Genomic DNA, 12918 nt, shown 5'->3' on the forward strand with positions numbered 1-12918 from the left:
GCAGGCCCTCAGGCACAAAGCTGCTCTGTCTGCTCCTCAGCCTCGACGTGTTGGATGATGTCGAGGCTCATGATCTCACCCAGTTCCTTTGAGGCGACAATTCCCTGCACGAAGGGACGATTGTGCATGAGGAACGGGATCGCTCCGAAATAGAGATTTCCCGCAAATGGTTCGGGGGCGCGCAGAGCGAAGCTCTTGTGCAGGCGAGGGATGGTCTGCCCGTCCTCTTGCAGCGCGCGGCGCAGGCTTGGAAACCGGATGTCCTCGACGGTCTGGGGCTTTTGCCCCGTTGCGTCGATGAAGACATCGAATTCATCGCTCCCCTCCGGCGAGGAAATCATCGTCGTTTCACTCCCCTTCACAATCTCGTAGTCCTCGGAGAGCGTCTGAACCTTCAGGATCCCCGCATCCCGCAGGGCCAGCAGGCGTCGAATGGATTCAGGTGGGACGGCGGCGTAATTGTCGACGAAGACGCGCTTCAGGCCGCGGTCGAACCGCACGCGATCTTCCTCCGACAGTTGCGCCACGATCGTCTCGACAGGCTCATGCATCCGCAGGATCGCATAGCGCCACGGCACCGTGATCCGGTGCTCCTTGTTGCGCACCACTTCATTCAGGTTCTTCCGCGCCCAGCGGAAGGGATCAGACTCCGCGCGCTCGGCAAAATAGGCATCCGCGAAACTGTCCGCGCTCAGGTGGTGAAGGTCGGTCTTGGCCGCATAGGCGGGGTCGGCCAGCGCGAGTTCATCGCGGAAGAGGGAAAAGACGGCATCCAGTGCTTCCGTCTGTTGCACGCAATCTTCGAGAGCGGGCTCCGTCATGCGTTCGAGGGGAAGATACGGTATTGGGCAGTAAAAGTCGGCTTCCGGCAGCAGGCCGTTGCGGGACATCATGGTGATCGTGAGGCCGGGATTTTCGAGCGTGAACCGGAGGTCCTCCTTGTCCCATTCAAACTGACCGTGCTGACAGACGACGGCCAGTGCCGCATCAATGGCGCTGAGCGAGGTTCCGAGAATGCCGATCTTGCAGGCAGGGACTTCCGTTCCGATCAAGCCCGTCCACGGGTTGGCGAAATAGTGGTCGTCGTCCTGCGTGGGCTCGAAGTCGTGGCCCGTTGCCAGGATCAGCTTGTCAAAGCGCTGGGCGTGACGGCCTTCGGCTGTGTCGACCCGGAAACGCGTGCCTTCCGCCACGATGTCCACGACTTCAAGCCGCTCAACCAGGCGAATTGTGTGACCCTGTTCACGCCCGATGCGGATCAGCTCCAGCAACTCATCGTGAAGATAGCAGCCGAGGAGCAGTCTCGGAGCAAACAGGCGATCGTTCAGCATGTCCTGTGTGATGCCGTAGCTCTCAAGGATGCGCGGCTCGCAGCCCTGCATCCATTGCAGAAATGTCTGGGTCAGGGGCGGTATTTCGATACTGGCGATATTGGCCAGCATCAGCCTATTGGCGCCGTCGCGGGAATAGGGCGTTCCGGCGCCTGCCCATTCGCCCTTGTCGAAGATCGTTATCGTCAGGGGCTGCGGGCAGCGGATCAATTCGGCAAGGGTGTAGAGCCCGGTCGGGCCGCAGCCGACAATCCCGATTTCGCAGTTCATGTGATTGCTCCCAAAAACACGAAACGGCCGGTGAACCCGTTGGTTCCGTGTGTCGCCGGTCGGCAGGCGCTGGACGACGGCGACTGTGTGCAATGGGCTGTGCGGTGCGCCGTCATGGATGAATTCACTTTACAAATGTGCTAAATGTTGTGAAGTATGAGGCCTGAAGATCACAACGAGGTCAAAGTTCTTGTCCGCGCTCCGTTTTGCCACACGCCTGAATTCCTTTGCCTCCAATCCTGGCGCCGAATGGCCTGACCTGAAGGGTAAGCCGACAGTTCTCCAGATGGCGGCACGCGCTGCCAAGGTTGATGGATTGACGGATCTCGATCTGAACTATCCCGACCATGTCGGCGAAAAACCCGGCGATCTGGCCCGAAAGATTGGTGATCTTGGCTTGTCGATCAACGGCTTTGCCATGCGCTACTATACCAACCCTGCTTTCAAGCTCGGGGCGTTCACCCATCCTGATGCGAAGGTTCGGCGCGAGGCTATCGATCTGACCAAGGCCGGCATTGATGCGGCGCGCGAGGCGGGCTCCAGCCTGATGACGATCTGGCTCGGGCAGGACGGGTTCGACTATGCCTTCCAGGCAGATTACGATCGCCTTTGGCAATACGAAATCGACGGAATTCGTGAAGTCTGCGCCCATGATCCGGACTGCATGATCTCCATCGAATACAAGCCCAACGAGCCGCGCTCCTACAGCCTGATGCCGGACTGCGCGACAACGCTGCTCGCGATCCGCGATGTTGCTGCTGCCAATCTTGGCGTGACGCTCGATTTCGCGCATGTGCTTTACGCCGATGAGCAGCCTGCCTTTGCCGCCGCGCTGATCGCCCGCCACAGCAAGCTTTTGGGCGTGCATCTGAACGACGGCTATTCGAAGCGGGACGACGGCCTGATGGTGGGCGCGGTGCACTCCGTGCAGACGATCGAACTGCTCCGCCAGATCCGGCGCGACGGCTATCAGGGTGCGATCTATTTCGATACGTTCCCCGACATGACGGGGCTTGATCCCGCACATGAATGCGAGGTCAATATCAGGACAGTCAGGCGCATGCTGCAGGTGGCTGATCGTCTCGATGGCAACAATCTGCTGGCGGCCGCAACCGAGCGGCAGGACGCCGTCTCGGCACAGGCAATCGTGCAGGAGGCGATGCTGGGGCCGCTGGCATAGCGATGCGGGCCACACATGGAGGCGAACCTGCGATGATGGCTGACAATCTCGATCCAAAGGCGGTCGGCGCTCATATCCGCATGCGGTTGCCGCTGCTGACGCCGCTTGAGGCGAAAGTGGTCGAGACCGTCTACGCCTTCCGCAATTTCGGTCCGGAAACTTCGCTGAAGAAGGTCGCCACCGAGGCGGGGGTGTCGGAGGCGATGGTCGTCAAGATATCCAAGAAGCTCGGCTTTTCCGGCTACCGGCAGTTTCGAGCGGCCCTTGTCGGCTACAATGCGCTTCCGACCGCCGAGATGCATCACGAGCTGTCTCCGGATGATACCTCCCGGGACATCGTCCAGAAGGTATTCCGCGCCTCCATCCAGGCACTTGAAGAGACGCTGGCCATCCTGGACATCGCAGCCTTCGACCGGGCGGCGGATCTGATCCATGCTGCGCGCCAGCTGGATTTCTATGGCGTGGGCGGTTCGGCGCAGATTGCGCGTGATGTATCGCACAAGTTTCTTCGGATCGGCGTGCGCGCCGGCGTCTTCGATGATGCGCACATGATGCTGATGTCTGCGGCGCTGCTGGGTGCCGAGGACACGGCCATCGGCTTTTCCCATTCGGGCAACACGATGGCGGTGATCGAGGCGCTTCAGCTTGCGCGGCGCAATGGTGCGCGCACGATTGCCATCACCAATTACGACAGTTCGCCGCTCGCGAGGTTGGCGGACGTCGTGCTCTGCTCGACCGCGCAAGGCTCGCCGCTCATTGGCGAAAACGCCGCCGCGCGGATCGCCCAGCTCAACATTCTCGACGCGCTCTTTGTTGCCGTGGCCCAGCGCGATTATCGCGCCGCCGGCTCGAACCTGGAAAAGACCATGGCCGCCGTGACGTCCAAGCGCAAGGAGAGGTTCCTGTGATGATAAACGCCCCCGCCATCGTGGTCTTCGGCAGCCTGCATTATGACATCATCGTCAAAGGACCGGCGCGACCGCGCAAGGGAGAGACCCTGATCGGCGAGGCGTGGAACCCCGCCTGTGGTGGGAAGGGCGGCAACCAGGCGGTTTCCGCCGCCCGAAAGGGCGTGCGGTCTGCGATGATCGGGGCCGTCGCCGACGACGCGTTTGGAGGGGCGCTGCTCGCGCATCTCGATCAGCACGGTGTCGAGAGGCAACATGTTCGTGTGCTTGAAGGGGCGGGCACCGGCATGAGCGTCGCGCTCTTCGATGCCGAGGGCGACTACGGCGCCGTTGTCGTCTCTGGCAGCAATCTCAGACTGGGGCGCGAGGATGTCGAGGCCGCCGCCGCGCTGTTTGCGCCCGGAAACATTCTTCTCCTTCAGAACGAGGTTCCTGAGGCCGGCAATATCCTTGCCGCGTCTGCCATGAAGCGGGCCGGAGGCAGGGTGATCCTGAATGCGGCGCCGGCGAAGCCGCTTTCTCCGGAGCTTGCCGCGCTGGTGGATATCCTGGTCGTCAACGCGCTGGAGGCTGAGGCATTGGCGGGTTGTGCTGCAATCGAGGGCCTGCAGGACGCGCTGGTCGCCGCAAGGATGCTGTCACGCGACTTCGGGACTGCCGTGGTAACCGCGGGTGGCGAAGGGGTGGCCTATGCGGTGAGGGACGGTCGCGAAGGCTGCATCCCCGCCATCAAGGTCAAGCTTGTGAGTACGCATGGGGCGGGAGACGAGTTCATTGGCGCCCTGGCATCCGAACTTCTGTTGGGGCGGGACATCGGGCAGGCGCTGGAGGTTGCGAACCGGGCTGCCGCGGCGCTGGTCAGCCGGGAGCGATAGGTCGGAGGAGGCGCTTCGTATCTCCACGACGAGGACCCCATGCTTCCGGCGGAGGTATAGTCAGGCGATCCTCAGACCGGACATCAGATATATTTCGAACTCCGCAGAAAATATTTGAAGGATGTTGATCAAATCAGTTTTCGCACACAAAAAAGCTGACCTGACGACTGTCAGGCCAGCTTCGCAAGTTCGTCTTCCGCTCGAAAACGAGTGGCGGAACGAGAACTTAGCTGCACTTGCTGGAGCAAGCCGGAGCCGGCTTGCAAACCGGCTTCGGGGCGCAATGCGTGCCGCCAACAACAGTCTTCATCTCTGCGAGGTTCAGGGTCTTCATTTGATTTTCTCCACTGGTTTCCGGCTTCATCGGTCGACCGGCAAATTTATATTCCATTAATCATATCTTGAATCAACAAGTTTTTTCGTAATTAAACCAAAGCCTTGAAAGAAAATATCTATAGTCCGCTATGGAGTTTAACGTAGCGTTAACCATTGCCGGGTGCGGCCCAATGGGAAGGTGGCGCCCGGCCCGCCAGGGTTTCATGCGCTTTAGCAAGTTTGTCATCGCAGTTGAGGTCAGTGTGGGGCGCACTTGTCCTCCCAAAATCTGGCGTTGTGGATGTTTCTTCATTCACCCGCCCGGTCGAGCCGCGCCCGCTGGTTGAGGTGTCCGTGCTAGCCCAATATTCCATTTATTATATATTAACTGCAAATATGGATATTTACTCGATCTAAAAAGCGGAAAAGCATTGTTTTAGAATATACTCAAGAAAAGGTTTGAGTTATGGCGCGTGCGTGTCAGTTGCCGGAACGTCGTGGGAGGAAGCGGATGTTTCGTCTCGCCCTGACGCTCGGACTGGTTGTCACCGCTGCCTTTGCCGCGGCCGAAGAGATGGAATGGGTCAACGTCTCCGATTTCAAGTTGAGACTCGGCCAGGACAAGGTCTTGCAGGATCTGGCGCGAACCGAATTGCGGCTGACGCAGGCCCAACTCTTTCCCAAGGTGACGGCGGGCACGGATTGGGTGATCGATGGGAAGACGGAATATTCTCCCGACATCACGCAGGTTCCGAACAGCAGCTATGCGACGAAAGACCCGTCTTCGGTCGGCCTTGAGGTCTCCTGGCGGCTCTTTGACGGGCTGAAAAACCTGAATGACATCAATGCGGCGCGGGAGAAGGTGGCGGCCACCGTGGAAGCCTCGCTCGATACCAGGCAGAAGCTGCTTGTGGAGCGGGCGGAAAAGATGCTGGCGCTGACGCGCGACCGCACGATCCTCGCCTCCAGCAAACGCGCGGTGGTGCGCCAGCAGGACGCTCTCAATATTTCCAGACAGATGCTGACCGATGGTCTGATGACTCAATCGGACGTCGCCATTGCCGCGTCCGAGCTGGAGAACCTGCGCGCGCTCAACGAGCAGGCGTCGCGGCAGCTGGCAAACAGCGAGCTCGCCTTCGAGAAGTTCAATGGCTTTCGGGCGCCTGCCAAGCTCGACGTCGCAGCTGCGAAGCTGAAGCTGCCGGCGTCCGCGACGGATGCCGCCGACCGTGCCATGGCCAATTCCCCGCTGCCGAAAATGGCGGCGCACCTGCAGACGGCGGCGGACTTCAGCGTCGAGTCCGCCCGTGGTGCCTTCTTCCCGACCATCGATCTCGTCGGGAAATACACGCGCACCTTCGATCCCACGCCAGCGGTCAAGACCGTCAACAACTATGCGCTTCTCCTCAGGATGAGGCTGCCGATCTTTGATGCGACCCTGCAGCCCAATCTGGATCGTGCCCGCGCCGAGGCGCTTCAGAAATCCTATGACCGGCAGGACACGGTCCTGAGCGTGACGACGGGCGCGCGCAAATACTTCAATGACTACAAGTCGCTCAGATCCCAGGTTGGTCGGCTCGAGGCGCGCGTGAAGGAAGCGGCGAAGGCGCAGACGGCCATGCAGGAGGAGATGAAGGCGGGGCTGCATACCGTTCTCGATCTCATCCAGACCCAGCGCAATCTGATCTCGGCCGAACAGAGCCTCGCGGATGCCAGATATCTGCGTGACATGTCGGCCTTCAATCTTCTCGGAACGATGGGCGATCTCGACGATGGATCGTTCGACGGCGGGACGCAGAAGATGTTCTGATCGGGACGTGTCCTTACGCGCTCCGTGACGGCGAATGCCGCCGCCTTTCTACCAGCAGGGCAAAACAAAACCGCCGACCCGGATGCGCTCAATTCGGCAGCAGTCACGGTTCGGCGGCGTTGTTGCGAGCGCCATTCATTGGGCGCTATCATTTTAAGTCCCCTCTGGACCTGCCAGAATAGAAGCACGAACCGTGCCAAGTCCGAAACCGTAGTAATTCCGGGCATTTTGACAGGTTGCCAGCGCCAATTGCGGACGATCTGCTTACAGGCTGTGCCGCATCTTTGCCCAATGCCCATCTTTTGATCATCGCTTCGGGGTTCGGCACTGCGGGTCGACAGTGTCCGCGCTGGAAGACAGGACGGAGCATTGCGGAATTCTTGCTGAAACTCGTTCATTTCCGCTTGCCGCACGGAGCTCGCCCGCGTTACCAGCATGGGACAGGACTTAAGGGTTGGGATCAGGGCGCTTGAAAGCGAGCATAAAGGACATTGCCGCACGGGCAGGGACATCGGTCTCGACCGTCTCGCGTGCGCTGAACAAGTCCGGCTACGTCTCGCCCGACGTCCGAGCACGCGTCGAAGAGGCCGTGCGCGACCTCAATTACACGCCGAGCAAGGACGCGCGCATGATGCGCGGTGCGCCGAGCCGTGTTGTGGGGCTGATGCTGCCGGCGGTCGACGTTCCCTTCTTCGGTATTCTGGCACAGGCCATCGAGCAGGCGCTTTTCCAGAAAGGGTATCAGACCCTCATCTGCTGCACCTCCGAAAATCTGGATCACGAGATGCGCTATGTCTCCATGCTGCTGTCGCAGCGGGTGGATGGCGTCATCGTGGCGAGCGCATTTGGCGACGACGCGCATTTCGAGGCCTTTGTCGAGGCGGGCGTTCCGCTTGTCGCGATCGACCGTGATCTTGGCCGCTTTGCCGACCACGTCGTCACCGCCGATCATGAGGCGGGCGGGCGGTTGATGGTGCGGCACCTTGCTGCCCTGGGGCATCGCCGGATCGGCGTCATTGGCGCACCGGCGCATAGCCAGTCGATCAAGGTGCGATTGCAGTCGATCAGGGATGAAATGGTGGCCCTGGGTCTGGAGCCTGCGGCCGTTGCGCTCGGCGAGGAGCATACGTTTGCCGCTGCCTATGACAGGGCGCGCTCCATCATGGAGAAGGATCCGGACGTCACCGCCATCATCGGCATGACGGACATCGCCGCCATTGCCGCCATCCATGCCGTTCACGACTGCGGGCGTTCGGTCCCGGGTGACATCTCGGTCATCGGTTTCGACGATCTGCCGGAAGCCGCCTATGTCATTCCCAGCCTGACGACTGTTTCACAGCCGATCCGGGAGATCGGCGAGCAGGCAGCCCAGGTCATCGAGGCGGCGATCAGCCAGCGCCGGGGCGGCGAGGGGGAAACGGGCGACGTGGTCACCCGCCTGCCTGTGAGGCTGGTGGAGCGGCAATCGACCGGGCCGGTGCGTGGCTCGGTCTGACCGGGCCTTCATGGCCTGACGATCACCTTGATCTCGCCACGCTCCGGCTGGCTGCCAACGACGCTGGCCACGTCTTCAAGGCCGATCGTGCGTGTCACCAGCCTGTCGAGATCCAGAGCGCCGCTGGCGACGAGTGCGGCGGCACGCTCATGCGTGAATGGGTTGAGATAGGCCGGACGCAGTTCGACCTCGCTGACGAGCAGATCGAAAGGCGTCACTGCCACCTCCATGCCTGCCGGCGCTACGCCGAACAGTACGAACGTCCCGCCGCGCCGGGTCATCCTGAGCCCGGTCTGGAAGGTTTCTGCGACGCCGGCGCATTCGATGGTGACATCCACGCCACCCTGCGTCAGCGCCTTGACCTCGGCCACCGTATCGGTCGCGGACGGATCGAGCGCATCCGTTGCGCCGAGCTGCAGCGCGGTCTCGCGCCGCGAGGCTTGCCGGGTGATCAGGATGATACGGCTGGCACCTTCAAGACGTGCCAGTTGCACCATCAGCAGCCCGATGACCCCGCCGCCGAGGATGGCGACGCTGTCACCCGTCCTGATCCTTGCCTTGTCGATGGCATGCAGGCAGCAGGCAAGCGGCTCGGAGAAGGCGCCGTGGACCGGATCGAGGTTTGCGGGCAGTAGAAATGCCTGCGCCTCGGGCACGGCGGCATATTCGGCAAAGCCGCCGTCACGCGTCACGCCGATTGCGGTCAGCCTCTCGCAGAGATTGGGCCGCGCATTGCGGCAGGCGCTGCAGGTGCCGCAGGCGATGTTGGGATCGATGGTGACGAGTTCGCCACCCGAAAAGCGGGTGACGCCGGCGCCGATGGCCTCGACAGTGCCGGAAAATTCGTGACCGAGTGTCACCGGAATGGCGGTCGGGTACTCGCCCTTGAACATGTGGCGGTCGGACCCGCAAATGCCTGCCGCGAGGACCTTCACGAGGATTTCCCCAGGTCCTGCGGTTGGCTTGTCGACCATTCGAAGCGCCATCGAGCCGGTAGCCTCGAGCCGCGCAGCCTTCATTGTCATTTTATCTCTCCTCCCAGAACCTCTCCTTGAGGTGAAATTCAGCTCATCACGTTGCCGCCGTCGACATTGTAGCATTGCGCCACGATATAGGCCGCGTCCGGCCCGGCGAGGAATGCTGCCATGGCCGCCTGTTCCGACGGATAGCCGAAGCGTCCTGCCGGCACGGCCGCTGCGACCCGCTTCTTGACGTCACCGGGCTGCAGACCCTCGCGCGCGCCGAGCTTGGCATCGACGACATCCCACATGGGCGTATCGACCACACCGGGCGCAATCGCATTCACATTGATGCCATGGCGGATGAGATCGAGCCCCATGCTCTGCGTGATCGAAATGACTGCTGCCTTGGAGGCGCAATAGGCGACCGCCGGACCCTCGCCACGCCGTCCCGCCTGCGAGGAGAAATTGATGATGCGCCCGCCCTGGCCACGTTCGGCCATGTGCCGGGCAACCGCTTGGCTCATAAAGATGGTGCCTTCGATATTGACCTGAAAGACGCGGGATGTCCGCTCGCGGGTCATTTCGAGGATGGACTGGACATCGTAGATGCCCGCCGCATTGACGAGAATGTCGATGCCGCCCGTGGCTTCGACAGCGTGCCGGACGACGTTCTCGATGCTTTCCTGCCGCGTCACGTCCAGGCTGAGACCCAGCGCACCACCGCCGATTTCGGCGGCGACCGCCTCGCAGCGTGCCGCGTCCAGATCGGCGGCGACGACGCGTGCGCCGTCTTCGGCAAACCGCTGGCAGACGGCCTTGCCGATGCCGCTCGCGCCGCCGGTGACGATGGCCACCTTGCCGGTGAGTTTTCCTGTTGTCATGTTCGCTCCTCCCTGGCGTTTGTCATGCGTTCTCTTCGCGTTCCTTCAGCAACACGTCCATCGTCGGGATGCCGTCCGTTGCGGTTGCTCCCGTCAGGCAATGGGCTGCGGCGCGGTGCGCGATCGCGGCGGTCTTCTCGCGGCTCCAGCCCTCGTGCAGCCCAAAGAGGGTGGTGGCGCAGAAGGCGTCGCCGGCACCTACGGGGCTGACGATCTTTTCCGGTGGTACGCGCAGCGACCGCGTGATCAGCGGCGCGTCGTTCACCGACTGCCAGAGCGACAGTTCCGGTGCATGGATGACGACGTTCTTCCGAACGCCGAGTTCGATCAGCGTTTCGGCGGCATGCTGCATCAGTTGGAGATCGAGATGGCCGTTCACTTTGCGCAAGGGCAATTGGGCAACGCGGCCGGCCTCCACCTCATTGATAATGGCGTGATCGCACCAGGGCAGGCTGGCGCTCACTTCGGCCGCAAAATCCGGGTTCTCGCTGGAGACGAAATCCACCGCCGTTTCGAGGCCGGAAGCCTTGGCCCGTTCGAGCAGGCGGCTCGCGCCGGTGCGTCCCGTTCCATCCAGCCGGTCAAGGCCCGGCAGCAGCATGAGGTAGCCGAGATAGAAGAGCCGGTAGCCGGCGCCTGCGAACTGTGCGGGATCAATCGTATCCGCATTGAGCCTGGCGCTTGCACCGCCATGATAGAAGAAGGTGCGGCTGCGGCCCGGTAGGCTCATGACATGGGTATGGCTGGTGGCCGCTTCGCTCGTCCGCTGAACCGCGGCGATGTTGACGCCCGCTGCTGCAACACGCTGGGCCAGAAGATCGCCGTCTGCGTCGGCGCCCGTCAGGCCGGCAAGCGCCACGCGGGCGGGCAGGCCAAGCGAGGCCAGATCGCAGGCGACATTGACGGCACCGCCGCCAACGCCCACGTCCTGATGCAGGATCTCGGCAAGATTGCCTTCCTCCGGCCAGTAAGAGAGCGTGTGGACGCGATCAACGATCAGGTTGCCGGCGCAGACGATGCCGCCTCTTTCTGCCTTTTTCGTTTCCTCCCCAAACGACATCAGGCAACTCCTTCGTTCCACAAGGGTCTGAGAGGCGGCTCGTCCTCCTCGATCTCCGAGAAGCGGCCGACAGGCTCCAGAAAGAAATTGTCGGTGCGGTCGTCATTGACCTGACTGACTTCGCCGACCAGAACCGGCCCGTCGCCGGGCCTGCCATAGAAGCGGTGGTAGAGGCCGGGCATGATGGTGACGCTTTCGCCGGGGCGAAGCTCCAGCGGTTGCCATTGGGTCAATCTGCGATGGATCCCGTCGACCGGAACGATGATGTCGGCGTCGCTGAGATCGCCGTCGGCATTCGTTGCCGAGAACTCGATGACCAGCGTGCCGCCCGCCCGGTTGATGATGTCTTCCATCTTGGCCTTGTGGCGATGTGTGGGAGTGAGTTGCCCTTCTTCCACGAAAAGCAGCTTTTCTGCGTAGCTGCGCTCGCCTTCGGTGCCGGCAATGCCATTGCGGAGACAGAAGAGCGTCAAGCCGCATTCGGAGAAGCGCCCCAGACCGAAATCGGTCACATCCCAGCCGAGCTGGCGGCTGCGGAGATAGGCCGCTACCTCCGGCTCCGCCGCGAAGTCTTTGGCTACCCAGCCGCCCCAGACGGGAAGCGACCAGGAGAAGCGGTCGAGCATCGCCTGCGCGGTCCTCAGTGCCTCGTTGATCTCCGAGCGTTTCATGCGGCAAGCCCGGCTGCGTAATCGACCGTGACGACGCGGTTTTCGCTGCCGGAAACGAGCGCCGCCGTCAGCACCGCGTGATGGGCTGCCGCCTCGTCCGGAGTTGCACAGTGGAAGCCGTTGGCCTTGTTGCCGGCCAGCTCGTCGACAAAGGCCGCCCACATCTGCTGGATCGCATCGATGAAACCGAACTCGAAGATCTTGCCGGTAATGGTGGGGAAGAGCGAGTCATATCCCAGATCTTCCGTATTCCACGACTGGCGGCCACCTTCATAATCCATCCACTGCCACTGACGCGGCTGCTTGGTGGAGAAGAAGGCGCTCTTGTTCATGCCGAGTACGCGAATGTACCAGGTGTTGGACTCGCCGGGGGCGATGCGGCAGGTTTTGAGCAGCATCGGGAAGTCCTGGCTGCCTGTCTGGACCCGCGTGCTGATTGCCGCATTGTCCCAGGTGGTGCAGGGCGCCATGCCGCCCTTGCCATCGGGGCGTTCCGTGACGCGCTTCACAAGCTGCGCATGAACGGTTTGCGGCATCCAGCCGAGACGCAGCGGCACATGCAGGACATGCATGCCGAGATCGCCCATGCAGCCATAGTCGCCGTTGATATGCTCCATGCGCTTCCAGTTGATCGGCTTCTTGCGATCGAGGTCGGAGGAATGCAGGAAACCGGCTTCCACTTCGATGATATCGCCGAAAGCGCCCGCATTGGCCATCTGGATGACCTTCTGCGCGCCGGGGAAGAAGGGCATTTCCGACGAGCAGCGGACGATGAGATCCGGCCGCCTGGCGAGTGCTGCCATGATCGCCCGGTTCTGCATGAGATCCATGCCGAAGGGCTTTTCGCCCAGCAGATGTTTGCCGGCTTCGAGGATCGCGATGTAGAATTCCTGATGAAGCACATGCGGGACGGCGCAATAGATCGCGTCGACATCCGGATTGGCGAGCAGCTCGTGATAGTTCGTCGTGCGCTGCTTGACGGTCGGCACGTTGTCGGCGAACCAGTCCATCAGGCTGGCATTCGTGTCGCATACGGCGACGATTTCCGGCCGGGCGGCCGGATTGGAAAGATGCAGCCAGCGGGCTGCGGCACTGGCAAATTCACGCCCCATCAGCCCGCAGCCGATGACGCCGAAGCGGAAAACCTTGGTCATGATCTT

11 protein-coding genes are annotated in these 12918 nt (G+C 61.8%); 5 read left to right on the forward strand and 6 right to left on the reverse strand.

Going from position 1 to position 12918, the window contains the following annotated elements; all coding sequences use genetic code 11:
- Positions 1-8: 8 nt before the first annotated feature.
- Positions 9-1601, reverse strand: a complete 1593-nt coding sequence (locus LQK84_RS05585; protein ID WP_230827688.1) for an FAD/NAD(P)-binding protein — start codon at positions 1599-1601, stop codon at positions 9-11.
- Positions 1602-1791: 190 nt separating this feature from the next.
- Here LQK84_RS05585 and LQK84_RS05590 point away from each other — a divergent pair, with 190 nt between their 5' ends.
- The 5 genes from LQK84_RS05590 to LQK84_RS05610 all read left to right on the forward strand — a co-directional run bounded on the left by LQK84_RS05590 (position 1792) and on the right by LQK84_RS05610 (position 8184).
- Complete coding sequence (locus LQK84_RS05590) at positions 1792-2781, forward strand: TIM barrel protein (protein ID WP_230827690.1); 990 nt, start codon at positions 1792-1794, stop codon at positions 2779-2781.
- Between the two features lie 32 nt (positions 2782-2813).
- Entirely contained in the window at positions 2814-3689 is an 876-nt protein-coding gene (locus LQK84_RS05595; RefSeq protein ID WP_230827692.1) for a MurR/RpiR family transcriptional regulator, read from the forward strand.
- Entirely contained in the window at positions 3689-4564 is an 876-nt protein-coding gene (locus tag LQK84_RS05600; RefSeq protein WP_230827693.1) for a ribokinase, read from the forward strand. Before LQK84_RS05595 ends, LQK84_RS05600 begins: the two co-directional genes overlap by 1 nt.
- 826 nt (positions 4565-5390) lie before the next feature.
- The gene (locus LQK84_RS05605) at positions 5391-6689 is read left to right on the forward strand and encodes a TolC family protein (RefSeq protein WP_230827695.1); all 1299 of its coding nucleotides are present in this window, start codon (positions 5391-5393) and stop codon (positions 6687-6689) included.
- 469 nt (positions 6690-7158) lie between these two features.
- The gene (locus LQK84_RS05610; protein WP_230827696.1) at positions 7159-8184 is read left to right on the forward strand and encodes a LacI family DNA-binding transcriptional regulator; all 1026 of its coding nucleotides are present in this window, start codon (positions 7159-7161) and stop codon (positions 8182-8184) included.
- 8 nt (positions 8185-8192) lie between these two features.
- Here the strand turns inward: LQK84_RS05610 and LQK84_RS05615 are convergent, their stop codons facing one another.
- The 5 genes from LQK84_RS05615 to LQK84_RS05635 are packed head-to-tail and all read right to left on the reverse strand — an operon-like array spanning position 8193 to position 12912.
- On the reverse strand, positions 8193-9203 hold the full coding sequence (locus LQK84_RS05615) for a zinc-dependent alcohol dehydrogenase family protein (protein WP_230827849.1): 1011 nt from the start codon (positions 9201-9203) through the stop codon (positions 8193-8195).
- A gap of 44 nt (positions 9204-9247) precedes the next feature.
- On the reverse strand, positions 9248-10027 hold the full coding sequence (locus LQK84_RS05620; protein WP_230827698.1) for an L-iditol 2-dehydrogenase: 780 nt from the start codon (positions 10025-10027) through the stop codon (positions 9248-9250).
- A 22-nt stretch (positions 10028-10049) separates the two neighbouring features.
- The gene (locus tag LQK84_RS05625; RefSeq protein WP_230827700.1) at positions 10050-11087 is read right to left on the reverse strand and encodes a carbohydrate kinase family protein; all 1038 of its coding nucleotides are present in this window, start codon (positions 11085-11087) and stop codon (positions 10050-10052) included.
- Positions 11087-11758, reverse strand: a complete 672-nt coding sequence (locus LQK84_RS05630) for a D-lyxose/D-mannose family sugar isomerase (protein ID WP_230827702.1) — start codon at positions 11756-11758, stop codon at positions 11087-11089. The genes LQK84_RS05625 and LQK84_RS05630 overlap by 1 nt, the downstream gene beginning before the upstream one ends.
- Positions 11755-12912 (reverse strand): Gfo/Idh/MocA family protein, encoded by a 1158-nt coding sequence (locus LQK84_RS05635; protein ID WP_230827703.1) that lies wholly within the window; start codon positions 12910-12912, stop codon positions 11755-11757. The genes LQK84_RS05630 and LQK84_RS05635 overlap by 4 nt, the downstream gene beginning before the upstream one ends.
- Between the last annotated feature and the right edge of the window lie 6 nt (positions 12913-12918).

Source organism: Rhizobium sp. C4 (genome assembly GCF_021026315.1).
Taxonomy (GTDB): Bacteria; Pseudomonadota; Alphaproteobacteria; order Rhizobiales; family Rhizobiaceae; genus Ensifer_A.

Excerpts from the sequence above, each read along its gene's own strand:
- LQK84_RS05585 (WP_230827688.1), bottom strand. The coding sequence starts at position 1,601 with ATGAACTGCGAAATCGGGATTGTCGGCTGCGGCCCGACCGGGCTCTAC.
- LQK84_RS05595 (WP_230827692.1), top strand. The coding sequence starts at position 2,814 with ATGATGGCTGACAATCTCGATCCAAAGGCGGTCGGCGCTCATATCCGC.
- LQK84_RS05600 (WP_230827693.1), top strand. The coding sequence starts at position 3,689 with ATGATAAACGCCCCCGCCATCGTGGTCTTCGGCAGCCTGCATTATGAC.
- LQK84_RS05605 (WP_230827695.1), top strand. The coding sequence starts at position 5,391 with ATGTTTCGTCTCGCCCTGACGCTCGGACTGGTTGTCACCGCTGCCTTT.
- LQK84_RS05615 (WP_230827849.1), bottom strand. The coding sequence starts at position 9,203 with ATGAAGGCTGCGCGGCTCGAGGCTACCGGCTCGATGGCGCTTCGAATG.
- LQK84_RS05620 (WP_230827698.1), bottom strand. The coding sequence starts at position 10,027 with ATGACAACAGGAAAACTCACCGGCAAGGTGGCCATCGTCACCGGCGGC.
- LQK84_RS05625 (WP_230827700.1), bottom strand. The coding sequence starts at position 11,087 with ATGTCGTTTGGGGAGGAAACGAAAAAGGCAGAAAGAGGCGGCATCGTC.
- LQK84_RS05630 (WP_230827702.1), bottom strand. The coding sequence starts at position 11,758 with ATGAAACGCTCGGAGATCAACGAGGCACTGAGGACCGCGCAGGCGATG.
- LQK84_RS05635 (WP_230827703.1), bottom strand. The coding sequence starts at position 12,912 with ATGACCAAGGTTTTCCGCTTCGGCGTCATCGGCTGCGGGCTGATGGGG.